General features: G+C 44.9%; 26 protein-coding genes. 17 read left to right on the top strand and 9 right to left on the bottom strand.

The genetic code is table 11. The features are described from left to right. Nucleotides 1-12: 12 nt before the first annotated feature. From ICN36_RS11780 to ICN36_RS11760, 5 genes are all read right to left on the bottom strand, one after another. Nucleotides 13-189 carry an AIR synthase-related protein gene (locus ICN36_RS11780; RefSeq protein ID WP_370623508.1) on the bottom strand — a complete coding sequence of 59 codons (177 nt, stop codon included), beginning with the start codon at nucleotides 187-189 and terminating at the stop codon, nucleotides 13-15. Further along, the gene (locus tag ICN36_RS11775; protein WP_216228535.1) at nucleotides 190-1,470 is read right to left on the bottom strand and encodes a DEAD/DEAH box helicase; all 1,281 of its coding nucleotides are present in this window, start codon (nucleotides 1,468-1,470) and stop codon (nucleotides 190-192) included. It lies immediately after the preceding gene. A gap of 144 nt (nucleotides 1,471-1,614) precedes the next feature. Beyond that, entirely contained in the window at nucleotides 1,615-2,193 is a 579-nt protein-coding gene (locus tag ICN36_RS11770) for a hypothetical protein (RefSeq protein WP_216228534.1), read from the bottom strand. 20 nt (nucleotides 2,194-2,213) lie between these two features. Next, nucleotides 2,214-2,645, bottom strand: coding sequence for a YbgC/FadM family acyl-CoA thioesterase (locus ICN36_RS11765; protein WP_216228533.1), 432 nt, complete (start codon nucleotides 2,643-2,645; stop codon nucleotides 2,214-2,216). Nucleotides 2,646-2,651: 6 nt separating this feature from the next. Continuing rightward, nucleotides 2,652-3,089 (bottom strand): GNAT family N-acetyltransferase, encoded by a 438-nt coding sequence (locus tag ICN36_RS11760; RefSeq protein ID WP_216228532.1) that lies wholly within the window; start codon nucleotides 3,087-3,089, stop codon nucleotides 2,652-2,654. Between the two features lie 171 nt (nucleotides 3,090-3,260). Here ICN36_RS11760 and ICN36_RS11755 point away from each other — a divergent pair, with 171 nt between their 5' ends. Then, nucleotides 3,261-3,842 carry a hypothetical protein gene (locus ICN36_RS11755; protein ID WP_255531322.1) on the top strand — a complete coding sequence of 194 codons (582 nt, stop codon included), beginning with the start codon at nucleotides 3,261-3,263 and terminating at the stop codon, nucleotides 3,840-3,842. An 88-nt stretch (nucleotides 3,843-3,930) separates the two neighbouring features. On the opposite strand, the gene ICN36_RS11750 is transcribed toward ICN36_RS11755, so the two are convergent. Then, nucleotides 3,931-4,746 (bottom strand): substrate-binding domain-containing protein, encoded by an 816-nt coding sequence (locus ICN36_RS11750; RefSeq protein WP_370623510.1) that lies wholly within the window; start codon nucleotides 4,744-4,746, stop codon nucleotides 3,931-3,933. Nucleotides 4,747-4,815: 69 nt separating this feature from the next. Here ICN36_RS11750 and ICN36_RS11745 point away from each other — a divergent pair, with 69 nt between their 5' ends. The 6 genes from ICN36_RS11745 to ICN36_RS11720 all read left to right on the top strand — a co-directional run bounded on the left by ICN36_RS11745 (nucleotide 4,816) and on the right by ICN36_RS11720 (nucleotide 11,196). Continuing rightward, nucleotides 4,816-5,856 carry a substrate-binding domain-containing protein gene (locus ICN36_RS11745; RefSeq protein ID WP_255531321.1) on the top strand — a complete coding sequence of 347 codons (1,041 nt, stop codon included), beginning with the start codon at nucleotides 4,816-4,818 and terminating at the stop codon, nucleotides 5,854-5,856. A gap of 51 nt (nucleotides 5,857-5,907) precedes the next feature. Continuing rightward, a complete protein-coding gene (gene modA, locus ICN36_RS11740; RefSeq protein ID WP_216228530.1) occupies nucleotides 5,908-6,663 on the top strand; it encodes a molybdate ABC transporter substrate-binding protein in 756 nt (251 codons plus the stop codon). 232 nt (nucleotides 6,664-6,895) lie between these two features. Then, nucleotides 6,896-7,141 carry a FeoA family protein gene (locus ICN36_RS11735; protein WP_216228529.1) on the top strand — a complete coding sequence of 82 codons (246 nt, stop codon included), beginning with the start codon at nucleotides 6,896-6,898 and terminating at the stop codon, nucleotides 7,139-7,141. Next, complete coding sequence (locus ICN36_RS11730) at nucleotides 7,134-9,047, top strand: ferrous iron transporter B (RefSeq protein WP_216228528.1); 1,914 nt, start codon at nucleotides 7,134-7,136, stop codon at nucleotides 9,045-9,047. The genes ICN36_RS11735 and ICN36_RS11730 overlap by 8 nt, the downstream gene beginning before the upstream one ends. 96 nt (nucleotides 9,048-9,143) lie before the next feature. Then, a complete protein-coding gene (locus ICN36_RS11725; protein WP_216228527.1) occupies nucleotides 9,144-10,187 on the top strand; it encodes a fumarylacetoacetate hydrolase family protein in 1,044 nt (347 codons plus the stop codon). Nucleotides 10,188-10,398: 211 nt separating this feature from the next. Further along, nucleotides 10,399-11,196, top strand: a complete 798-nt coding sequence (locus tag ICN36_RS11720; protein ID WP_216228526.1) for a transporter — start codon at nucleotides 10,399-10,401, stop codon at nucleotides 11,194-11,196. A gap of 12 nt (nucleotides 11,197-11,208) precedes the next feature. Here ICN36_RS11720 and ICN36_RS11715 read toward each other — a convergent pair whose 3' ends face one another. Continuing rightward, nucleotides 11,209-12,210 carry a tripartite tricarboxylate transporter substrate binding protein gene (locus tag ICN36_RS11715; protein ID WP_216228525.1) on the bottom strand — a complete coding sequence of 334 codons (1,002 nt, stop codon included), beginning with the start codon at nucleotides 12,208-12,210 and terminating at the stop codon, nucleotides 11,209-11,211. Between the two features lie 106 nt (nucleotides 12,211-12,316). Between ICN36_RS11715 and ICN36_RS11710 the strand changes: the two genes are divergently transcribed. The 3 genes from ICN36_RS11710 to ICN36_RS11700 are packed head-to-tail and all read left to right on the top strand — an operon-like array spanning nucleotide 12,317 to nucleotide 14,397. Beyond that, complete coding sequence (locus ICN36_RS11710; RefSeq protein WP_216228524.1) at nucleotides 12,317-12,595, top strand: SemiSWEET transporter; 279 nt, start codon at nucleotides 12,317-12,319, stop codon at nucleotides 12,593-12,595. 38 nt (nucleotides 12,596-12,633) lie between these two features. Continuing rightward, nucleotides 12,634-13,326 (top strand): fumarylacetoacetate hydrolase family protein, encoded by a 693-nt coding sequence (locus tag ICN36_RS11705; RefSeq protein WP_216228523.1) that lies wholly within the window; start codon nucleotides 12,634-12,636, stop codon nucleotides 13,324-13,326. Nucleotides 13,327-13,347: 21 nt separating this feature from the next. Continuing rightward, a complete protein-coding gene (locus tag ICN36_RS11700; protein ID WP_216228522.1) occupies nucleotides 13,348-14,397 on the top strand; it encodes an alpha/beta fold hydrolase in 1,050 nt (349 codons plus the stop codon). A 32-nt stretch (nucleotides 14,398-14,429) separates the two neighbouring features. On the opposite strand, the gene ICN36_RS11695 is transcribed toward ICN36_RS11700, so the two are convergent. Next, nucleotides 14,430-15,209, bottom strand: coding sequence for an enoyl-CoA hydratase/isomerase family protein (locus tag ICN36_RS11695; RefSeq protein WP_216228521.1), 780 nt, complete (start codon nucleotides 15,207-15,209; stop codon nucleotides 14,430-14,432). 87 nt (nucleotides 15,210-15,296) lie between these two features. On the opposite strand from ICN36_RS11695, the gene ICN36_RS11690 reads away from it, so the two are divergent. The 7 genes from ICN36_RS11690 to ICN36_RS11660 all read left to right on the top strand — a co-directional run bounded on the left by ICN36_RS11690 (nucleotide 15,297) and on the right by ICN36_RS11660 (nucleotide 21,024). After that, nucleotides 15,297-15,455, top strand: coding sequence for a DUF5993 family protein (locus ICN36_RS11690; RefSeq protein WP_216228520.1), 159 nt, complete (start codon nucleotides 15,297-15,299; stop codon nucleotides 15,453-15,455). Nucleotides 15,456-15,461: 6 nt separating this feature from the next. Further along, entirely contained in the window at nucleotides 15,462-16,025 is a 564-nt protein-coding gene (locus ICN36_RS11685; protein ID WP_216228519.1) for a disulfide bond formation protein B, read from the top strand. 33 nt (nucleotides 16,026-16,058) lie between these two features. After that, entirely contained in the window at nucleotides 16,059-17,054 is a 996-nt protein-coding gene (locus ICN36_RS11680; RefSeq protein ID WP_216228518.1) for a tripartite tricarboxylate transporter substrate binding protein, read from the top strand. A 117-nt stretch (nucleotides 17,055-17,171) separates the two neighbouring features. After that, complete coding sequence (locus ICN36_RS11675) at nucleotides 17,172-18,929, top strand: COG3014 family protein (RefSeq protein WP_255531320.1); 1,758 nt, start codon at nucleotides 17,172-17,174, stop codon at nucleotides 18,927-18,929. Nucleotides 18,930-18,940: 11 nt separating this feature from the next. Beyond that, a complete protein-coding gene (locus tag ICN36_RS11670; RefSeq protein ID WP_216228516.1) occupies nucleotides 18,941-19,297 on the top strand; it encodes a YcfL family protein in 357 nt (118 codons plus the stop codon). Nucleotides 19,298-19,354: 57 nt separating this feature from the next. Beyond that, nucleotides 19,355-19,945 (top strand): penicillin-binding protein activator LpoB, encoded by a 591-nt coding sequence (gene lpoB / locus ICN36_RS11665; RefSeq protein ID WP_216228545.1) that lies wholly within the window; start codon nucleotides 19,355-19,357, stop codon nucleotides 19,943-19,945. Between the two features lie 35 nt (nucleotides 19,946-19,980). Beyond that, on the top strand, nucleotides 19,981-21,024 hold the full coding sequence (locus tag ICN36_RS11660) for a hypothetical protein (protein WP_216228515.1): 1,044 nt from the start codon (nucleotides 19,981-19,983) through the stop codon (nucleotides 21,022-21,024). Nucleotides 21,025-21,045: 21 nt separating this feature from the next. Here the strand turns inward: ICN36_RS11660 and ICN36_RS11655 are convergent, their stop codons facing one another. Further along, nucleotides 21,046-22,437, bottom strand: a complete 1,392-nt coding sequence (locus ICN36_RS11655; RefSeq protein ID WP_216228514.1) for an MATE family efflux transporter — start codon at nucleotides 22,435-22,437, stop codon at nucleotides 21,046-21,048. Nucleotides 22,438-22,440: the final 3 nt, after the last annotated feature.

The raw sequence follows: 22,440 nt of genomic DNA, 5'->3' as shown, positions 1-22,440 counted from the left end.
CCAAGAAATAACCTAAGAAACCACCAAAGGTTTTTCTTGGCGCTTGCTCATTTGACCAATGACGCGGGCGCCCAAGAATTGGTGCTGATTAAAAATATCTAATACTTCTTTCACGCTATCAGGGCTGCATGACACCAATAAGCCGCCACTAGTTTGTGGATTGGTTATGAGTATTAAACGTAGACGCAATTAACGGTTAAAGCTTCTTTTGGGAGGGCTGCTACGCTTTGCAGGAGCCTTTTTCGCAGGAGCCCCACCTGATCCTGCGGGTCTTGGCTTTCTGGATTGCTGGTGTTGTTGGCTACGTAGCTGAATCGGTTGAGCCACGGCATTAGGATCCGGTTCAAAACCGGCGATCACTTCCTGTGGGAGTTTTTGCTTAATGAGTTTTTCGATGTCTTTGAGCATTTGATGTTCGTCAACACACACCAAAGATACGGCTACACCATTTGATCCTGCGCGACCGGTACGACCAATACGATGGACATAGTCTTCAGACACATTCGGAAGGTCGTAATTCACGACATGGGGGAGTTGGTCAATATCAATACCGCGTGCAGCAATATCAGTAGCAACTAAGGCGGTTAACTTACCTGCTTTGAAGTCCGCTAAAGCTTTGGTGCGAGCAGATTGGCTTTTATTGCCGTGGATGGCCATACTGGTAATGCCATCTTTTTCTAATTGAGTCACTAATTTATTGGCACCATGCTTAGTACGAGTAAAGACTAGTACCTGCTTCCAGTCATTGCTCTGAATGAGATGGGCTAGGAGTGGGTGCTTGTTTGCTCTGTCTACCGGGTGAATCAATTGGGCAATCGCCTCGTTAGCGCTATTGCTACGAGCCACTTCAATTAACTCAGGCGCATTTAATAAGCCGTCGGCCAAAGCTTTGATTTCTGTTGAGAAGGTTGCTGAGAATAATAAGTTCTGACGCTGCTTTGGAAGGGCGGCTAAGATTTTCTTAATGTCACGTAAGAAGCCCATATCGAGCATGCGATCCGCTTCATCGAGAACTAAGATTTCAATATCCCTGAGGGATACACAATTTTGAGACATCAAATCTAATAAGCGACCTGGGGTAGCAACCAAAATATCTAATCCACCAGCGATAGCTTTAATTTGAGGGTTGGCACCAACACCACCAAAGATCACTGTGGACTTCAAGCCAGTGTATTTGCCATAAGTCACTACCGATTCTTGTACTTGAGCAGCTAGCTCACGAGTTGGCGTCAGAATTAGGACGCGCAACAGACGTTTGCCTGAGCTTGCTTTACTTGAAGTTAATCGTTGCAGAATCGGCAGGGTAAAGCCAGCAGTTTTACCTGTGCCGGTTTGTGCTGCAGCTAAAAGATCGCCACCTTTAAGAACAGCGGGAATCGATTTTGCTTGAATCGGGGTAGGGCTGGTATAGCCTTCTTCTGAAATAGCACGAAGAATGGGTTCTGATAAACCAAGATCTGTAAATAACATAGGGACCAATAAAGTATTGACCCGTACTCAACGTATTTAAAAATCGACTATCCCGGTCAATGGGGTGAGCTGCTGCGCTAGAGCGTTTGCAGTAAGAGACTCTATTTTAAGTCATCAACCCCAAAAAGCTTGAGAATTGGCAGATTACGCTGGATTCCAGAGATTTGGAACAACAGTATTGGCGTAACCAGATACAAAGGATTTTTCTGCTCCAGTGACAGGATCAAAGACTGAGCGATGAATACGCCCGATATTGCCACCATATACATGAATGCTGATTGATGTCTGATCACTCAGACTGTTCTCCACCACATGAATGTCATGAGTGCCTGGTGACACAGTATCAACGTGTCCGGGCGGGCTAACGCAAGCCTCTCCTGCCTTGAAGCTACCATCCGCTTGGCGATAGTAGGGTGTGCCTTTTTCTTGACCGCACAACTGACCAATCATTCCCCAAACGGTGTGATTGTGCAGGGGTGTTTTTTGCCCAGGACCCCATACGAAGCTCACGACAGAAAATCGATCTAGTGGATCGGCATATAAGAGATATTGTTGGTAATACTGTGGATGGGGTTTGGTAAATTCTTCGGGTAGCCAATCGTCTACTGCAATCAGTTTCTCCAGCATTTTTTTACCATCAGTAAAAACAAGCTCTTCACTTGGTTGCTGCTCAAGCAAAACGCTGAGTTCTTTAACAAAGGTCAGTAATTTTCCATCAGACATATTGCGCTCCTTCACCAACATTAATTAGCAAGAAATATTTCATCTGGCCAAGCTTTTGGTTTGAGGGTATTGGTATCTACACAGACTATGTGTAATAGGGCGCTGGCAATGATTTCTAACTCATCACTCCCTGAAATTTTTCTCTGTGCAGTTTGTTTTACGGATATCTGTGTGCGTCCGCGATACTCAATCACTTGATCGATATACAGCATGTCATCAAGACGGCCTGGCTTATAAAAGTTCATCGTGAGTTCACGAACAGGCATGACGATATTCATGTCGTTGCTAAGTTTGGTTGGGCTAAGGCCACGCTGAGCAAGCCACTCTGCGCGACTACGCTCAAATATCTCTAGGTAGCGTCCGTGATAGACAAATCCAGCGGCATCGGTATCGGAATAGCAAACGCGATGTGTGTAAGTAAAGGCGGGGGAGTTTGGGTTGCTAGTAGTCATTGCTTGTTAAATCAAATTTGATAATAAAAGGATCATATTACGATGAGGAATACCCGCCTCATCGTAGATAGAACCCTGTGCCTGAAAGCCGAGTTTTTCATAGAAGGGAATGGCAAGCACCCGAGAATGAAGGACGATGGAATTTGCTCCTTGTGATTGAGCCAGGGTAATCAGCTTTTCTAGAATTTGCTTGCCTACCCCCTGATTTCTGAAGGGGGCTAAAACCGCCATACGACCAATTTGAGCTCGTCCATTACCTAAATCTACCAGCCTACCGGTACCGATACAGCTTCCATCTATGTAGGCGAGGGCATGGGTGGCCAATGAGTCTAATTCATCCAGTTCGAGTTCGGCCGGAACTCTTTGTTCGTGGATAAAAACTTCCTGGCGCACCAAAAAAGCGCCCGCTTTCGCTTCATTCCACGGTTTTATCAGTATTTCCACAGGGTTGGTGTCTCGAAGAGCTATTAATAACCCCAATTTACCAAAGAAGGGGGTTGTCTAGGCTTTGCATATAGTTCGATTCCGCACCAAAAGTGCCACTTTCCATGGTTACAATGGATTGTGGCTCTGAATTGAGCCCGTCTGAAACCTTTTACTCAATTAGGAGTTATCTTGAAGAAATCTTTATTAGCTGGTTTGTTTGCTGCAGTTGGCATTGCCTTTGCAAGTTCTGTTTTTGCACAACTTCCTGCAAAGATGATGCCTTTAGCAGCTGATGTTGCAGTTTTGAGCGCAACCGTTGACTCAGTAGATGCCAAGAAGCGCATCGTTGTATTGAAAGATGCTAACGGTAATTTGGTGCAAATGAACGTATCTAAATCCATTAATGATTTGGATAAAGTTAAAAAGGGCGATGTATTTTTGGTTGAGCATGCTCAAGCGATTGCAGTTGGTTTGACTGCTGTTGGTAAGGATCAAAAGCCAGGAGTATCTGGTTTGCGCTCTGTAGTTATAGCCGGCAAAGGTTCTGCTAAGCCGTTTGAAGAAACTACAGAAACGGTTTATGCCACTGTAAAGATTTCAACAATTGATCAAAAGACACGTATGGTTACTTTCACAATGCCAAGCGGCGAGAAGCAAAAAGTTAAAGTGGACCCATCTGTTTTAGGTCTTGAGAAATTCAAAGCAGGTGATGACGTGATGGTTGAGTTCGTTGACGACACAGCTATTGGTTTTGTTACACCTAAGAAGTAAGTATTCAGTAATCAGTATGCAGTTTGCCGGGTAGTCCACCGGCAATAAAAAAGCCCGCATCTGCGGGCTTTTTTACTTATTGAATATGCTATTTCTTGGCATTTGGGAAAAAGAGCTGCTCGCCATCAATCTTGTAGCTGGCAATCACATCTTGACCATTCTTGGAGATAAGCCAGTCAATAAATTCTTGACCCTGTGCTTTTTTCACATGAGGAAATTTAGCGGGGTTTACCAACATCACACCATACTGATTGAATAGTTTTGGATCGCCTTGAACCAAGATAACGAGATCGCCACGATTCTTAAAGCTCAGCCAGGTGCCGCGGTCAGCCAAGATGTAGCCATTCATTGCGGATGCCGTATTGAGAGCGGGACCCATGCCGGAGCCTGTTTCTTTGTACCAAGATTGGCCGGATGAGGGAGCGATTCCAGCACCTTTCCAATAGCGAAGCTCTGCTGCATGTGTACCGCTTTTATCTGCACGAGATACAAATGGGGCTTGTGCCGCAGCAATTTTTTGAAGTGCGACTTGAACATCCTTACCGCCACCGATTTTTGCTGGATCAGACTTAGGCCCAATCAAGACAAAGTCGTTGTACATCACTTCGTAGCGTTTGGTTGAAAAGCCTTCTTCAACAAACTTTTCTTCTGCAGGTTTGTCATGAACAAACACCACGTCTACATCACCACGGCGACCAATGTCCAGTGCTTGACCAGTACCTACGGCTACTACTTTGACTTCAATGCCCGTTTTCATCTTGAAAATAGGCAGCATGTAATTAAAAAGGCCAGACTGCTCAGTTGAGGTTGTGGATGAGACCACAATACTTTTCTCTTGGGCATAAACTTGAAGTGAAGTGACTGACAAGGTCGTTAGGGTAGCAAGGAGCACTCTCCAAATCATCTTTTTCATATTTGCACTCTAAGTAGTTGATTAAAGTCTTATGATCGCATACATTAATACTTATTGAATATGCAAAATATTACATATATGCAAATTGAAGTACGCCCAACTCTTATTGTTAAAACTCAGACCGACGGGAAGAGCTCTGTAGACCTTATCTGGCTATCTCAATTGCTCAAGGATATTGGCCGGGGCAGTTCTTTAGTGGTCGCCAGTAAAAAATCAGGCACTTCATATCGGGGTGCCTGGGGCAAGGTGAATCAGGTCGAAGATGCATTGGGTATGACTTTAATGATTCGAACCAAAGGTCATGGATCTGAGCTTACTGAATTTGGGATCTTTTTGATTCAATTTATTGAGGATATGCAGGCGGGATACTTAAAGCATGATGCTCAATACCATGACATCTTGTTAAAAGAAATTAAGAAAATTCAAAAGTCTGAAAGTCTGCGGTGGAAATTTTTCTCTAGCAGTGATTCAGTGATTCAAAAGGCAGTAGGAGAGGTAGCGGGAATAGATTTAAAAATTGCCGGCTCTGGAGAATCTTTGGAGAAGCTTTTAAATAATGAAGCGCATATTGCCGGTTATCACGTCTCCGATCAAAAGAGTTCAAAAGCAATCTACCAGCGCCTCTCAAAAAATGAGATTGAAATTTATCCGGTCATGAAACGAATTCAGGGATTGATTATGAAGAAGGGCAACCCCCTCCATATAATCTCTATAGAAGATTTAGTGGGTAAAAAAGTACGCTTTATTAATCGCCAGATTGGCTCTGGTACTAGACTCTTATTGGATACGTTACTTATGGAAGGAGGTATCGATCCACTGGAGATTAATGGGTATATGGCTGAGGAATTTACACACTCGGCTATTGCCAACGCCATTTTGGCTGGCAAGGCGGATGTAGGCTTGGGCGTCAAGAATATTGCTTTAGAAAACGGCCTAGGTTTTGTGCCGCTTAAGGATGAAATTTTCTTTGTCGCCATGAGCAAAGAGATGGCTGCGCAATCAGAATCATCAAAGCTGATTCGAAAGATACGAAGTACTTCTGGAGAGACCCCCGGATACAAGGCGGTTAGCCTCAATCGGCAAATACAGGATTGGCTGTAGCTTGTAGGTTGAGTCGTCAAAGTTGAGCGTATCCGCTAGAATGCATTTCATATGACTATGCGTCTAGCCACTTTATTTGCTGCGCTTGTATTTTTTTCGGGCGGTGCATTTGCACAGGCCGCCACTGTTGCTGTTGCTGCCAATATGAAAGATGCCTTTGCAGAGATCGTGGCGGCATCTCCATCTCTAGGCAAACCAGAGATGAAAGTGGTCTATGGCTCGTCCGGTAACTTTGCCACGCAAATTATGAATGGGGCACCATTTAATTTATTTATTGCAGCCGATGAGAAATTCCCGCTTGAGCTTTTTAATAAAGGCAGAACAATAGATGAGGGCGCGGTATATGCCATTGGTAAGTTGGCCATCATTACTCAAAAATCATCTGGTATTGCTCTCTCAGATAGCAAATCAGATATGGCCAAAGCCATTTCAAGAGCGAATAAAGTGGTCATCGCAAAACCTGAGCTAGCTCCTTACGGTAGAGCAGCGGTCCAGTATTTAAAAGCAGAGGGCCTCTGGAATATCGCTAAAGATAAGTTGGTGTATGCCGACAATATTGGGGCAGCCACGACTTACGTACTCAGCGGAGCCGCTGACATTGGCTTTACTGCGTTGTCACTAGCTAGGTCACCTGAGGTTGTGAGGCAAACCAGTTTCTTATTAGTCGATCCAAATCTCTATGAGCCTATCAAGCAGCGCATGGTTCTAATAAAGGGCGCTCCACCAGAGGCGGTTGATTTATATCGTTTTATGCAAGGCCCTCAAGCTAAATTGATTCTGCAAAAATATGGCTACACCACTCAATGAGCTGATCCAGTACCGTTGATCCTCAACTGAAAAATGTTTTGGTAGGTACATTGCCAGATAGATTAAATGGAATGTGCATCAGCACCCATTAATCACCCCTCTTTTTGTTCTGGATCAAGCTCTGATGGGCTTATATGACGCATTATTGCTAATTAAATACCCCTTTAAACGAATGATATTCATTCTCATTTGTCGTTATAATGGCCTCTACACCAGCTAAAAAGCATATTGCATGAATTTAGACCAAGTCGACTTAGGCAGTCTTTATCGCGTTAGTGACATTAATGCCCCCAAGGCTGCCCCTCAAATTAAGGGGCAGCTGGAAGATATTGGCTTTTTACCTGGAGAGCAAGTGACAGTATTGCGCAAAGGTCTTTTGGGAAAAGGACCTTATATGGTTCGCGTAGGTGCCTCAACTTTTGCTTTGCGTCAATCAGAAGCGCGCATGATTATGGTTGAATCTCTCCCGCATGTCTGAATCTAAGGTTCACTTTTACTCGAACGAGCCACTCGTTGCGTTATTGGGTAACCCCAATTGCGGTAAAACTGCTTTATTCAATTTACTCACTGGTAGCCGTCAAAAGGTAGCTAATTATTCTGGCGTCACTGTTGAACGCAAAGAAGGGCGCTTAGCCCTCGAGTCCGGTAAAAACATTCGCGTTCTCGATTTACCGGGTGCATACAGTCTTTATCCAAGATCGCTCGATGAAAAAGTCACATGCAATGTATTGCTTGGCAGGGCTGAAGGTGAGAAGCGCCCCGATTTGGTTATCTGCATATTAAGTGCAATGAATTTACGTCGCAACCTGCGCTTGGTATTGGCTGCAAAGCGCCTTGGCTTACCCTGTGTTGTGGTGCTAAATATGCTGGATATCGCCAAGCGCCAAGGCTTGCAGATTGATACTGCTGCCTTATCAAATGAGCTCGGATTGCCGGTGCTCACTAGTATTGGTATTCAATCTCATGGTGCTGATGAGATCAAAGAGTTTTTATCGAACCTGGATTGGCGTAATTTGAATGGCTTGCGAACAGGTACAAGCGATGCCACCCTTGAGAATGTTGCTGCTCATATTGCGCACACTGAGACCGATAACATTCAAGTCAAAAGAATTCTGCAAAGCCTCAAGCTCGATCGCATTATTCCCGATCAATTAAGCGATCGATTAGACGCAGTGCTACTGCATCCAGTAGTTGGCCCCATTATTTTGGTGGTATTACTTTTTTGCATATTCCAGGCCGTATTTACTTGGGCAACAGTACCCATGGATCTGATCAAGAGTGCCGTGGAATATCTTGGTGGTCAGATCGTTGAATTTTTGCCTAATGGTTGGTTACGTAGCCTTTTAATCAATGGTGTTTTGGCGGGCTTAGGTGGTGTGGTGATTTTCTTGCCGCAAATTTTGATTCTGTTCTTCTTTATTTTGTTGCTTGAAGAATCCGGCTACCTTCCAAGAGCTGCTTACTTGCTTGATAGGGTGATGGGATCAGTAGGGCTGTCAGGCAGATCTTTTATTCCGCTACTATCCAGTTTTGCTTGTGCCATCCCAGGAATTATGGCTACTAGAAGTATCTCTAATGCGCGTGATCGCATGGTGACGATTCTGATTGCACCTATGATGACGTGCTCCGCGCGACTCCCTGTTTATGCCTTACTGATTTCTGCGTTCATTCCAGAGCAAAAGCTATGGGCTGGTATTGATTTGCAAGGTCTCGTATTGTTCTTGCTTTATCTTGCAGGCATTTTGGGCGCCATGGTAGTTGCTTGGATTCTGAAGCGCTTTACTAGTGAGCAATTTAAGATGAATGCACTGATGATGGAGTTGCCCAGCTATCACTTACCACGTCTGGGTAATTTAGCGATCAGCTTATGGCAAAGAGCAGAAATATTTTTACGTCGTGTTGGCGGAATTATTTTGTTAATGACCATTGGTTTATGGGTGCTGTCTAGCTTTCCTTTTCCACCTGAAGGAGCTACGGGATCGCCGATCGAATATAGCTTTGCCGGAATGATTGGTCAGGCCTTAGCCCATGTGTTCTCGCCTATCGGCTTTAATTGGCAAATCAGTATTGCTTTAGTACCAGGCATGGCAGCTCGCGAGGTGGTGGTGAGTTCCTTAGCAACGGTTTATGCACTATCTAGCTCTGGTGTGGATGCGGCTGATGCCCTGATTCCATTGATATCTAGCGGTTGGTCCTTGGCAACTGCACTTTCTTTGCTGGCTTGGTTTGTATTTGCACCTCAGTGTTTATCTACCATTGCTGCAGTCAAGCGCGAGACTGGGGGCTGGAAAATCCCGGTCATTATGTTGGGCTACTTATTCGGCTTGGCCTATTTGGCATCATTTATTACCTATCACCTAGCGATTTTTTTGGGCCTCGGTTAAATCTCCTGTAGTTGATATTTGCTGCAGCACCGCATAAATGGGTGGGGTAGTATTCCTTTTGAAGTTAAAAATAGATAACAACAAAAGGAGATAAATATGAGTTCTCGCCGCCAATTTATGAAAACTGCTTCAGCTGCTGGGGCTGGTTTAGTAGCTGCCTCTACTATGGGTGTAATGAAGGAGGCTTCAGCTCACCCCACTTCAGTCTGGGGAGGTGAGGTTTACACTGGCCCACGCGAAATGGTAAAAAACAGCAAAATTCTCTCGATCCAAAATGCGGATGGAACAGAAACCTTAGGTGTAGTGACGCCAAAAGGCGTCATCGATGTTCGTGCTGTTGCTAAGAAAATGAAGATTGCGGCGCCGCTAACTCTAGATCAATTATTGCAAGAGGGTAATGCTCTAGGATTTAATAAGGTAGTAGCAAGCGCCGATAAATCTGGGGTGCCTTACTTAAAAGAATCCGACATTACTTTCGGGTGCCTGTTTAAAAACCCTGGAAAGATTGTTTGTGTTGGCTTAAATTACCGTGCGCATGCGGATGAGGTTGGTATGGCTCATCCACGAGTGCCGCCGCTATTCAATAAGTACAATAATAGTCTTGCGGCTCACAACTGTTTATTGCAAATTCCACCGCCATCAGTTTCTTATAAGTTAGATTATGAAACTGAGTTGTTGATTGTTGTTGGTAAGCAGATGCGTAACGTTCCGGAATCAGCTACTTTGGATTATGTTGCTGGCTATTGCACCTCAAATGATTTCTCATCACGTGATTTGCAATTAGAGTTGCCGAGTGGGCAGTGGATGATTGGTAAGACTTTAGATCAATACGCTCCAATTGGACCTTACTTTGTTACTTCTGACTTAGTAGGTGACCCCAATAAGCTCCAGGTGAAGACATGGGTTAATGGTGAGTTGCGTCAGAACTCTAATACTTCAGACTTCATTCATAACACCCAGAAAATGTTGTCTTACATCAGTATCTATTGGACATTAGAACCAGGAGACATTGTTTTTACTGGCACACCACAAGGCGTAATTGCCGGTATGCCGAAAGACAAGCAGGTATGGCTGAAGAAGGGTGATAAGATTGTAAGTTCAGTAGAAAAACTGGGCGACCTGAAGTTCACCTTGGCTTGATTATTTCGGAATCTTCATTCAAAAAGAAAGCCGCCCTAGGGTGGCTTTTCTCATGAGAAGATGTTTGGTTTGCTGCAAACACCGCCCTAAAAGCCGCTTTTTAACGGAGTCAGCTTCTGCGCAGGAGGTGACTAAGAAAGCTATTAGGCGTCCTTGCTAGCTTTGAGGCAAGCACGTCAAAAAATACTAATCCTTGTTAAACTCACACATCATGCAGATGCAAGCTCACCTCCTCAAGAAAGCGCTTATCCAGGGGCTGATGTTAACTGCGGCCATTCTCTCGCCATCAATCAGCATGGCGGTTCTGCAGGATGAAATTCAGGTTTACGACGATGAAATTAATGCCAAGGGAGAAGCCAGTCTTGAGGTGCATTTAAACAGCACCCCCAGAGGTATTCAAACCCCCTCCTATCCAGGTGAGGTGATGAACAATAATGGTGTACGGGTGACCCCTGAGTTTGCCTATGGCTTAGGCCATGATCTAGAGGCTGGCTTATATATCTCTTATGTGAACTATGACAATAAGTTTCAATACGCAGCAACGAAAGTGCGCATGAAATGGTTACCAATTCGCGAAGATAAGGGCGACTCTTTTTTCGCAGGCGCAAATCTAGAGATATCTAACGTACAACCACAGTTTGATGAGTCCCGATATAACAGTGAAGTACGTTTCATAATCGGTAAGCATTTTGATGAGTGGCTTTTCTCATTTAACCCCATTGTGGATATGCCGCTCTCCCAACCCTATGTACATCAGTCACCTTACTTCTCGACGGCAACACGCTTATCTAGGGAGGTGACTCCTGAGTTAGCTCTTGGAGTGGAGTATTACTCCAACCTAAATCAACTTGGTCAGCCTATCAATTATCAAAATACACAACAACTAGGTTTCTTGATGATGTACTACGATGGCAAACCAATTTCGTTTCAAGCTGGGGTAGGTAAAGGCTTTTCTAACAGCACGGATTCATTAACGCTTAAAGCGATTTTTTCCATTCCATTAAATTAGCCTTAGTCAGTCTCAGTCAGGCTTGATATTGGCATCTTTAATGACCTTGCTCCACATATTCATCTCTCGTGTAATTCGCTTGCTTGAATCTGCTGGTGAAAGATAGTTGACATAAACGCCGGCTGCAAGCATTCGCTCCTGCACATCAGGGCGTTGCAATATCATCTTAATGTCTGCACTGAGCTTATCGATGATTGGTTTTGGTGTGCCTGCTGGGGCTAAAATACCAAACATGCTCACTACATCAAAGTTCGGCAAGCCAGTGGCTTCAGTAATTGTTGGCACATCAGGTAATTGACTAATACGCTTTGCAGTTGTTACTGCAAGAGCCCTCAATTGACCAGACTGAATAAATTGCAAGGCTGCCGGAACGGTCTCAGACATGGTCAACACCTGACCGCCCACCAAGTCAGTCATAGCTGGACCACTGCCCTTGTATGGCACATGCAATAAATCTAAACCAAGTTGATAGCGAAACATTTCCATGGCAAGGCGTTGTGGGGCGCCGGCACCAGATGAGGCAAAAGTGAGTTTGCCTGGATTTGCTTTTGCATAAGCGATGAATTCTTTCATGTTCTTTACGGGAACTGAAGGGTTGACTACAAACACCAATGGCACCACACCCACCACATCAACCGGCGTGAAATCTTTTTCTAAGTTGTATCGAATCTTGTCTTTATCAAGATTGGCATTAATGGAGTGTGATGTGAGTGCACCCATTAATAAGGTGTAGCCATCAGCCGGAGACTTTGCGACCATATCAGCGCCGATATTGCCGCTATCTCCAGCGCGATTGTCTGGAATCACTTGTTGGTTCAGCGACTTGGATAACTCTTGCGCCATGATGCGCCCAATGACATCAGTTGCTCCACCTGGCGGATAGGGAATGACCAGCTTAATAGGCTTGTCAGGATAGCTTTTGATTGCGGCGGTATTGTTTTGTGCAAGCAGCGGGGTGCTGATTAAGCTGCTGCAAAGCAGTAGGCCTAGGCCTTTAATAATGTGTTGTCTCATTTTGTATTTTTAGTGGTGAGTTGAATTACGATTTTCTATTATCTACAGTAATAAAATTCATGCGCTGGGTCAATGATTTGGCAATTTCCCTAACTACAATCGATAAATGACTCTAGAGCCCCACCATATTGAAATTATTGGCTATTGCGCCGCTTTCTTGACCACGATTGCTTTTTTGCCACAGGCAATACAGTCCTGGCAAACTCGGGATCTCTCGGGGATCTCCTTGGGAATGTATTCCTTGTTTACGGCGGGGGTAGGTTTGTGGCTGGTTTATGGGCTCATTATCGAAAAGTGGCCCCTGATCCTTGCAAATGCCATGACCTTTGCTTTGGCACTCAGTATATTGTTGTTGAAATTGCGTCATACTTCCAGAAAACAGTAATAGAGCATGTATTTATCAAAATTCATAGAAAGGTTCTTATGTCCTCAGCATTTGTGATTGATCCACCAACAGTTATTTCATTGCCGGTAACAGGTGATAGCCGTCGCTTTGCTGTCAATCGCATTTACTGCGTAGGGCGTAACTATGCTGATCATGCGCGTGAGATGGGTCATGATCCTGACCGTGAGCCGCCATTCTTTTTTATGAAGCCAGCGAATTCGATTGTCACAGATGGAAAAGATATGGCATACCCAAGTCTATCGAGTGATGTGCATCACGAAATAGAAATGGTTGTTGCAATCGGAAAGGGTGGCGCGAATATTGCTGCTGATAAAGCCCTAGACCATGTCTATGGTTATGGAGTGGGTTTAGATATGACTAGACGCGATCTTCAAGGTGAAGCGAAAAAGATGGGACGTCCTTGGGATACTGGTAAGGCGTTTGATCATTCAGCACCCTCTGGTGAGATCACTCCAGCAGCTCAATGTGGTCATCCCGCTAAGGGCGCCGTCAAGCTGTTGGTGAATGGAGAGGTTCGTCAGGAAGGCGACCTCAATCAACTAATTTGGAATGTGCCTGACACAATCGCTTATCTCTCAACCTTATTTACTTTGGAGCCGGGTGATTTGATTTTCTCGGGTACTCCAGCAGGAGTGGGCCCAGTGAAGAAAGGTGACGTACTTGAGGGTAGCGTTGCCGGCCTAACTAACTTAAAGACAAAAATAATTTAAATGCAGAAGAGAGTTGGGGTTATGAACGGTTTGCTTAAGAAAATTGCAGTTGCTTGCTCTGCAATAGCTATACCAATACTCTTAGTCTCATGCGCCAGCCCTGAGCAAGTATCTTCAACTCCTTCAGTCAGTCTTTACGCCAATGCAAGCCCTTTGGATTTGCGCTTAAGTCAATGGCCTTATCCATATCCCTTAAAAGAATTTAAGACTTCTCTACAGGGCCAGCCAGCCAGCATGATGTATATGGATGTGCCGGCACTCGGTAAGCCAAAAGGTGTGGTGCTGCTGTTTCATGGGAAGAATTTCTCCAGTGATTACTGGGCCCCAACGATTGCAGGTCTTTCTAAGGCTGGTTATCGTGTCATAGCGCCTGACCAGATTGGCTTTGGTAAATCATCTAAGCCAGATGTTGAGTATCACTTTGATGATTTAGCCGCCAACACGCAAGCTTTGTTGAAGTCTCTCCATATTGCGCAAGTTTCAGTGATAGCTAATTCAATGGGGGGCATGGTGGGGATACGTTTTTCTCATCTCTACCCTCAAACTGTACAAAAACTCGTGCTTGAGAATCCATTGGGCCTTGAGGATTACAGCAAAGACATTCCTCCGCAGAAAAACGATGATTTACTGAAGCTAGAGATGGCCCAAACAGAAACGACTTATCGCCGTTTCCTGCAGACCTATTTTCCCAACTGGCAACCGAGCTATGAAAAGTTTGTGGAGGTTTATGTACGAGTTCAAAAAGGCTCTGACTATCCGGCTTACGCCAAGACCTCTGTCCTTACATATCAAATGATTGCAGAAAAGCCTGTAGTAAATGATTTGCCAAAATTAAAGATGCCGGTTCTATTGGTAATCGGCCAAAAAGACCGTACGGTATTTGGCAAACGCTTTGCGCCACCTGAAGCAGTGAAGATCTTGGGTAATTTTCCGGAGCTAGGTAAGAAGGTGCAAGCGGCTATGCCAAATGCAAAACTAGTCCCGATCGACAATGTAGGTCATGTGCCCCATGTTGAGGTACCTGATCAGTTTGTGAAGATCGTCGTGGAGTTCTTAAACGCGAAGGGTTAAACCAAGCGCTAGACTAAGGGCGATCTTCGATCTTATTCCCCGGTCCACTGAGGTGGTCGACCCTCCAAGAAGGCATTCACTCCCTCTTTAAAGTCTTTGCTGTTATAGGTTTCACGCATGAGTTCAGTGCAGTCCGGAAGATTACTTTGAAGCAAATGCGCTAAGGTCAGTTTGCTGGCTTTTTGCGTGATGGGTGCTAAAGCCGCTAACTTCTGTGCAAGTGCATTTGCAGCCCCATGGATGTCTGTTGCCTCTGCTGTTTGATATAGATATCCTGACTCTAATAATTCTGGTGCCTTAATCAGCTCAGCGGTTAGCAGCATTTTTTTGACCATCGGAATTCCGAGGTGAGCTGCAATCCAAGATAGATTGCTTGGCGATAAACAGTTTCCTAAAGTTTTTGCTATTGGTATGCCAAAACGGGCATCCTTTGTTGAGATACGAAAGTCGCAAGCAGTTGCTATTAAAAGTCCGCTACCAACAGCCAAACCTTCAATCATGGCAATGGTTGGCATGGGCAGTTGCTGTAGTGATGCAAAGACTTGATCAACAGCTATTTCATAAGCCTCATCTTTTTTGAGATCCACAAACTGTTGAATATCGCTACCCGAAACAAATGCCCTATCTCCAGCACCCCTAAAAATAACCACCCGAACCTCAGGATTGCTTGCTAGTGAGTCGCAGATCTTTTTGAGTTCTTCATACATCGGCCAAGTCAGGGCATTACGGGCACTAGGGTTATTGAAGGTCACCCAAGCAATTTTTCCATCAACGTCTAAATCGATGCAGGGCGGGGTAGAGCTTGTATTCATGGGCCCATTTTAATCAAAAGACCTTCCTCCAGGCTCTGTATTTACAGAATTACCCTTATCGGTAGAGTCCTGCGCTAGAATAATCTCATGTATATGTTCCTACCTTTTCTGACGGCTTTTATCGGACTTGTTTTAGTCTGGTTTGAGAAACGTCTTGCGGGTTTGATTGTTTTGGCGATTACCGTCGGCATCCTTTTGGTTTGGTTCCGAGTTCACGCAACCGACCATCTCAACATCAGTTTGTAATTGATCGTGAGTAGACATTCTCTTCCTTCATTAGCGGCCCTAGGCAATCAGCTGGCATTGTTGGCTGTTGTTGGTATGCTTTCGTATGCATTTTTCGATCAACTGTATTTTGGTGAGCTACCTTGCCCCTTATGTTTAATGCAACGTATTGGGTTTGTGATTATTGGTTTTGCATTGGTTTTGAATATTCGTTTCGGTGCACATTCTTCTCACTACGGATGGGGCATCATTGGCGGCATAGTGGGGATGATGGTTTCTCTTCGCCAGGTGTTCTTACACATTCTGCCCGGTGACAAAGGATTCGGAAAAACATTTCTAGAATTACATTTCTATACCTGGGCATATGTTGGTTACACAGGACTATTAATGGGTCTAGCAATTCTCTTAATGCTGCCCAATCGCGAAGTACGCTCACGCTCTTGGTTTGCAAATGCCTTGGTCATCGCTTTCATTCTTTTGGTTTTTGGCAACCTCGTATCTACACTTCTAGATTGTGGCATCGGTCCCTGCGCTGATGATCCAGTGAAGTATGAGGGCTGGCTGTGGTTACGCTCTCGCTTTGGCTTTTAATCTAGACCATTCGGTCTAGCTCTGAGTTTTAATATGCCATTCTTCCAAGTTCTGAAGAGCTTCTTCATTGCGGCTGTACTGTGGGCTTTTGCGCTCTCAGCTCAAGCCCAAACCGTGCAAAAAAATACTGCCTGGCCTAAGCAAGCTATACGTATTGTTGTGACCTTTACCCCCGGCGGGGCTCCCGATATATTGGCGCGTGTTTTAGCCGAAAGCTGGCAGCAAACTTTGGGCGTACCGGTATTGGTTGAGAATCGCCCTGGTTATGGCGGTAATATTGGTGCCGACCTCGTGGCTAAGAGTGAGCCCGATGGCTACACCTTACTGATTGGTACGGTGGGTATTCATGCGATCAATGGCGCGCTTTATGAAAAGATGTCTTTTGATCCTGTGAAGGATTTCACGCCCATTAGTTTTTTAGCCAGCACGCCGAACGTATTAATCGTCAATAAAAAATTAGGCGTTACTAATCTTCATGAATTAATTGAACTTGCAAAAGCAAAGCCTGGTCAATTAACTTTCGGCTCATCTGGGGTCGGTACATCGCTTCATATGTCTGGTGAATTATTTAAAGAAATGGCAGGCGTCCAGATACGCCATATTCCTTACAAAGGGCGGGCACAATCATTGCCGGATCTACTGAGTGGCCGCATCTCAATGCTCTTTGATAATCTTTCATCCTCTTTGGCTTTGATCAAAGCTGGGGAAGTTCAAGCTTTGGGGGTCACCACGCTGAAGCGTTCACAAGCTGCCCCAGAAATTCCGACCTTAGCCGATCAAGGTCTAACGGGTTTTGAGGCGATTTCTTGGTTTTCTTTGATGGCGCCAGCGAATTTGCCTCCCGATATTCAAAAACGTCTCAATCAGATGGTGTATCAAACCCTGAGCAAGCCAAAGGTCAAATCACGTCTTTTAGCTAGCGGCTTAGATCCAGCTCCAGGTAGCCCTAAAGATCTTTCCAGGTTGATTGCTACAGAAGCTAGTAAATGGGGCAAGGTAGTGCAGCAATCGGGTGCTAAATTAGAGTAACAATTAGGGTAACAACGGTTTTTTGTCAGCTCCAGCCTCTTTTCAAGTGTTAAAGGTATGAGAACTATTTGCTTGAGATCACTTTCTACTCTTTACCCCATTTCCAGGTCCCTAAATTTGCCTAAATTTTCAGCATTAGACTTTTCTAAATTCGCGGCGACTTTGGCTGTTTGTTTGCTGATGGGTTGCGCTACGCAAACCCAGCAAATCAAAATGAATGAGTCTAAAGAGCAGTTTAAGAACGGCGACCTGCAAAATACAGCGGCCGCGATACAGGGCGCTTTTAAAGATAAAAACACTTTGTATTACATGGAGCTGGGTGAAGTTCAAAGGCTGCAAGGGCCCACGCAGATTCCAAGTAGCACTCAAAACCTACTGGCCGCAGATCAGCTAGTGAGTCGCTGGGAGCTGACTACTAGCGACAAGCTGAGACGTTCTTTTTCAGGAACAAGCTCCTATGTTTTATCTGAAGGCTTTAGTAGCGAGTACGATCCCAAGCCTTACGAGGTGACTCTATTAAGTCAAACTTTGGCATTAAATCACCTCTCACAAGGTCGGTGGAATGATGCCATGGTTGAGGCCAAAAAAATGGCTCAGCGTGAGAAGATAATTGAAGAGCTTATTCAAAGCCAAGTTGCTGCAGTATCTAATGCAGAACGAGAGCAACAAACCAATCCCAACACTCAAGGTGCTACGAGTCGGATTCAAAATATCAGCGGCTATCCAATTAATTTGTTGGATGATGAAGAAACACGTAGTCTCAAGAATTCTTATCAGAACCCGGGAGCGTATTACCTATCGGGCTTTATTCATGAGTCACAAGGAGAGGCCAGCTTGGCTGCGCCAGGATATCGGCTGGCAATTGAGTTAAGACCACAGGTAAATTTCTTTAAAACCAGTATTGCTAAGCTCGATTCCAATATCGCAAATCAGAGCAGTAAATCTTTTGCTGACACCTTGATCATTATTGATACGGGGTATATGCCTAAAATTGTTCCCTATCAAATCAGCCAATCTTTTCCTGTTGGTGGCACTTCAAGGTTGGTCACTTTAACTTTTCCAGTTATCGAAAAGTCTACAGAGCGTTTTAGACCAACTATGGTTCAGTTAGGAGATCGGATTGCCAATCCAGAGTTGGTAGCAAATATCGATGCTATGGCTCGCAAGAACTTGCGTGATGAAATGCCAGCCTATGTTTTAAGAGCTTCATCCAGGGCGTTGGTTTCCTTAGCCGCTCAATACGCCGCAGATCGTGCAGCCCAACAAGCAGCCAATCGAAAGAATCAGAACAATCAAAACAATGGCGGTGCAGCGCTGATTGGCGCTATTGCTGGAATGATTACGGGTTACACATTGCAAGCAATTAATGTGACTGATGTTCGCCACTGGTCAACTTTGCCTGCCCAGACCTATATGACCAGAATGGGTTTGCCAATAGGACCTACTGTACTTAAATACACTTTGCCTTCTGGAGTGACAGCTTCGCAGACAGTCAATTTAGTAGGGGGCTATAACGTGGTTTATATCCGGATGTTCAGAAATCGAGCAACAGTTCTGACTTCGAATGATCCGGCAGCACTTCCGCCTAAGGCGCCAGTACTGCCGACTCCCGCAGCAGTCACCCCAGAGCCTAAGGCCTCCGAAGGTGCTTTTGCCGGCTTCAAGAAGTTGTGGGGCGGATCTCAGGACCCTCAACCTGTCGAGCCTGCTCCAGTGGTACCAGCAGTTACACAGACTGCCCCGGCTGTAGTTTCAAGCCCGGTTTCCAACCCCAATCCCGCCCCCAGGAATAGTCCTGCTAGCAGTAATATAGAAGAGGCTAAGCCTTACGAGCCACCCAATCTGCTAAATAGTTTTCAGCAGCTTTTTAATTAGGAAATATCCAGATGAAAAAATACTTTGCAATCTTAATGACCGCACTTGCTCTAGCGGCGTGCAGCTCAACCCCGTCTATGAAAGATATGACAGTGCGTATGGGTGATACGGATAGCATTCAAATTACAGATATGCGAAGCCTAGTACGCAATGGTGTGCTGACTGCGCAAGTGACCATTCAAAATGACAGTAAATCAAATCTCGTTTCTTATCGATTCAAGTGGATTGGTAAAAACGGTATGACTGTGACAGATGAAGAGGCATGGAAGCCTGTAATAGCAGGGAAAGGGCAGTCGACCGTTATTATGGGTATAGCTCCAACACCAGATGCTACCGACTTTCGCTTTGAGTTAAATCAATACAAGTAAATATCAATAAAGATTAAATTACTATTTAATATTCAAATGAATTTGAGCATACTAAGGATGATCATGAACACTAAAACAATTCGCTTATCTGCCATTGCATTGTCAGTAGCAGCCCTTGCGGCTTGCTCTGGCCCGCAAGTTCGTTATGGGGATGCTAAAGCTGTTGAGACTGTGAATGCCGACTATGGATCTACAGACCTGCAGATGATTGCCGAGTCAATGACGAGATCACTATTGCAATCAAAAGCGATTTCTGGAAGTAAGGATGCGCCGATTGTGACGCTGGCCGATGTCAAGAATAAGACTTCTGAATATATCGATACACGCGTCATTACCGATAAGATTCGTACGCAACTGATGAAGAGTGGCCAAGTGCGGTTTGCGGTCAGCATTACTGAAATGCAAAATCAAACTGATGAGCTTAAGCGACAGAACCAGTCAGGACTATATAAGAACAGTACGATTGCCAAGACTGGCAATATGCAAGGAGCGCAATATCGTATCGAGGGGTCGATTGCATCCATCGTGAAGAACACTAAGGATGTTAAAGATGTGTATTACGTCTTTAACTTAAACCTCATCAATAATGAATCTGGTTTACTCGAGTGGGCTGATGAAAAAGAGATTCGCAAGACTGCCACACGTTAATACGTCGCTGATTACCATAAAGAATTGAGCAACACATGAAAAAAATCTTATTAGCTTGTACCGGCGTCAGTCTAATCCTCCTGAGTGGGTGCGCCACTAAGCCGCCAGCACCAGCAGAATCTGTAATGGTGGGTCAAGTGCCTGCAGATCCACCAAAGAACCCCGTGATTAGTGCAGAAGCGCTCAAGGCAGACTCCAAATCAATCGCTGTAACGGATATCTACTTCAAAAAAGAAGGTAAGAACTTAACTTACATTGAAGAGACAAGGGTAACGACTGATAACAGTGTCTCTTCTACGATTACGCCTAAGACAATTGAGATTGATGCTGATAAAGCGAATGCTTCAGCCATTACTGGTGGTGCAAATTCTTCTGCGTTTCCAGTGAAGTTCACTGATTTATCCGATCCAAAGGCAAGCAGCCCTGGCACAGCGTCTCCTCCTAGGCCTGTAGTAGATGCAGCAACGCCAAGCAATAGCTCTTCAAGTGTCAATACCCAAAGCATGAAAAAGTCAGGCTATCAAAGCAATAATGAGTATGGTGAATTGCGCTATCTAGCCAACCCGATTCGTGGCTTACTGATTAAGTCTGGCTATAAAGTAGTGCAGGCTAAATCTACCCCCGCAGCCCCTAATCAAGGCGATGAATACTTTGATATTGTGAAGCGCATCAAAGCTGGTGATTTTGGTGATGCTGATTATGTGCTGTACGGCGTTTTAGCTGAAATCTCTAGTACAAATAATGTTGCTGATATTCCCGGAACTAAATCTACTTCGCAACAGGTAACACTTGAGGTAACAGTAGACTTTAATATCGTCGATACCAAAACCACTCAAATAGTAGCTTCCTTTGTAGCATTAGGCGAAGGTAAGGATGTCCAAATTGATGGCAGAGATACAGGTCATCAGCCAAGCATGGCTAAGTTGATGAAGTTGGCTTCTTTGGATTTAGCGGAAGATGTGCGCAAGAACTTGGGTGATCAAAACTTTATTACCAACAATCCCGGTTCGGCTGGACAGATGCGTAATCTTAAAAGACGTCTAGATGATGATGCATCTACTTTAAAGGTTTACAAGTAAAGCCCAATAAATTGGCTTTTATTAAACCTCTACCGGCGGATGCGTTTTCTCATAGCGCTCAGCCGTTCTTCTAAAGAGGTAGAGTAAGAAGCACGCAGCCAAGCCCAGACTTAAGCTATTGCCAGCCCAGAAGCCATTGGCGCCTTGCAAGAATGCAGGCGTATTGCCCAAAACATTAAAGCCCATCAGGTAGCCACCACCAAGACCTACGCCCCAGAGTGAGCCGGCATAAATCACCATAGGTAAAAACGCAATACGATAGGCTCGCAAAATAAATGCCGCAGTAATTTGTAGTGCATCAAATACTTGATAAAACGCAATAAACAAAAAGAGAGGAATGGAAAATGCCTTCACTTCTGCAGGCGGATCATATAAGTCAAGCAATTGGATTCTAAATATCCAGACGGCAATACCGATACTGATACAAAGCGTAGTTGTAAACAATACGGATGACCAACCAATCTCTTCAGCACGCTCAGGTTTATTAGCGCCAATCGATTGGGATACCAGTGTCATCGTTGCAATCGAGAGTGATAGGGGCACCATATAAATGACGGTCCCCATATTGGCCACAATTTGATGTCCAGCCAATGCTGTAGTTCCGAGGCGAGCAATAAACAAAGACATAAAAGTGAAAGAGGTCACTTCAATCAAGTAACTAAAGCCAATCGGAGCACCTAGCTTGAGCAATGTCCAAATGCGATGCCAATCCGGCATGCTAAAGCGGGCAAAGATCTTAAATGGTCGGTAGAAGCGGTCGAATATTACAAAACCTAAGGTCATGAGCAGCCAAGACCAGTTGATGATAACGGTAGCCACGGCACATCCTGGCCCACCCATACCCTCGATGCCTAAACCACCATAAATGAATAGCAGGTTTAACGGTAGCTTTAGGGCAAGACCAATGATTTGCACCACAGTAATGACAGTAGGGCGTGACACGGCGTTATGCAGCGCCATCAATACGCGCATAGCCATGCTGGCCGGCAAACCTATCGCCAGGATATTGAGATATAGCCTTGCTTTGCCTTCGATAGCATCATTCACTTGTGAGATGGCTAGCAAGTGATCAGCATTGAGCAAAATAAAGCAGCCCAACACAGTAAGGCCTAAAGCAAGCCAAGTCGCCTGCCTAACTTCTTCACCGATTTCTCCAAAGCGTTTAGCGCCAAAGAGTTGGCCTGCGATTGGTGCGAGCGCCGAGATGACTCCGGTTAGGCCAACGTAAATACTAATGAAGATAGCTGAAGCCATGGCAAGTGCAGCGAGATCGTCAGCGGAATAACGCGCAGTCATGGCGGTATCGAGTACACCAAATGCAATAACAGCAAGCTGACCAATTAATAAAGGTCCAGCTAATTTTAGTAAGGAGGGGATATCCTCGCGAAGGCGCGATAGCTTAAAGCGCAACACGAT

The organism is Polynucleobacter sp. UK-Gri1-W3, from assembly GCF_018881595.1.
In the GTDB taxonomy this organism is placed as follows: Bacteria; Pseudomonadota; Gammaproteobacteria; order Burkholderiales; family Burkholderiaceae; genus Polynucleobacter.
This window is presented reverse-complemented; position numbering and strand designations above follow the sequence as displayed.

Bases quoted from the DNA above. Each gene is read 5' to 3' on its own strand.
- ICN36_RS11775 (WP_216228535.1), bottom strand. From the start codon at position 1,470: ATGTTATTTACAGATCTTGGTTTATCAGAACCCATTCTTCGTGCTATT.
- ICN36_RS11770 (WP_216228534.1), bottom strand. From the start codon at position 2,193: ATGTCTGATGGAAAATTACTGACCTTTGTTAAAGAACTCAGCGTTTTG.
- ICN36_RS11765 (WP_216228533.1), bottom strand. From the start codon at position 2,645: ATGACTACTAGCAACCCAAACTCCCCCGCCTTTACTTACACACATCGC.
- ICN36_RS11750 (WP_370623510.1), bottom strand. From the start codon at position 4,746: ATGATTTGGAGAGTGCTCCTTGCTACCCTAACGACCTTGTCAGTCACT.
- ICN36_RS11745 (WP_255531321.1), top strand. From the start codon at position 4,816: ATGCAAAATATTACATATATGCAAATTGAAGTACGCCCAACTCTTATT.
- modA (WP_216228530.1), top strand. From the start codon at position 5,908: ATGACTATGCGTCTAGCCACTTTATTTGCTGCGCTTGTATTTTTTTCG.
- ICN36_RS11735 (WP_216228529.1), top strand. From the start codon at position 6,896: ATGAATTTAGACCAAGTCGACTTAGGCAGTCTTTATCGCGTTAGTGAC.
- ICN36_RS11730 (WP_216228528.1), top strand. From the start codon at position 7,134: ATGTCTGAATCTAAGGTTCACTTTTACTCGAACGAGCCACTCGTTGCG.
- ICN36_RS11725 (WP_216228527.1), top strand. From the start codon at position 9,144: ATGAGTTCTCGCCGCCAATTTATGAAAACTGCTTCAGCTGCTGGGGCT.
- ICN36_RS11720 (WP_216228526.1), top strand. From the start codon at position 10,399: ATGCAGATGCAAGCTCACCTCCTCAAGAAAGCGCTTATCCAGGGGCTG.
- ICN36_RS11715 (WP_216228525.1), bottom strand. From the start codon at position 12,210: ATGAGACAACACATTATTAAAGGCCTAGGCCTACTGCTTTGCAGCAGC.
- ICN36_RS11710 (WP_216228524.1), top strand. From the start codon at position 12,317: ATGACTCTAGAGCCCCACCATATTGAAATTATTGGCTATTGCGCCGCT.
- ICN36_RS11705 (WP_216228523.1), top strand. From the start codon at position 12,634: ATGTCCTCAGCATTTGTGATTGATCCACCAACAGTTATTTCATTGCCG.
- ICN36_RS11700 (WP_216228522.1), top strand. From the start codon at position 13,348: ATGAACGGTTTGCTTAAGAAAATTGCAGTTGCTTGCTCTGCAATAGCT.
- ICN36_RS11695 (WP_216228521.1), bottom strand. From the start codon at position 15,209: ATGAATACAAGCTCTACCCCGCCCTGCATCGATTTAGACGTTGATGGA.
- ICN36_RS11690 (WP_216228520.1), top strand. From the start codon at position 15,297: ATGTATATGTTCCTACCTTTTCTGACGGCTTTTATCGGACTTGTTTTA.
- ICN36_RS11680 (WP_216228518.1), top strand. From the start codon at position 16,059: ATGCCATTCTTCCAAGTTCTGAAGAGCTTCTTCATTGCGGCTGTACTG.
- ICN36_RS11670 (WP_216228516.1), top strand. From the start codon at position 18,941: ATGAAAAAATACTTTGCAATCTTAATGACCGCACTTGCTCTAGCGGCG.
- lpoB (WP_216228545.1), top strand. From the start codon at position 19,355: ATGATCATGAACACTAAAACAATTCGCTTATCTGCCATTGCATTGTCA.
- ICN36_RS11660 (WP_216228515.1), top strand. From the start codon at position 19,981: ATGAAAAAAATCTTATTAGCTTGTACCGGCGTCAGTCTAATCCTCCTG.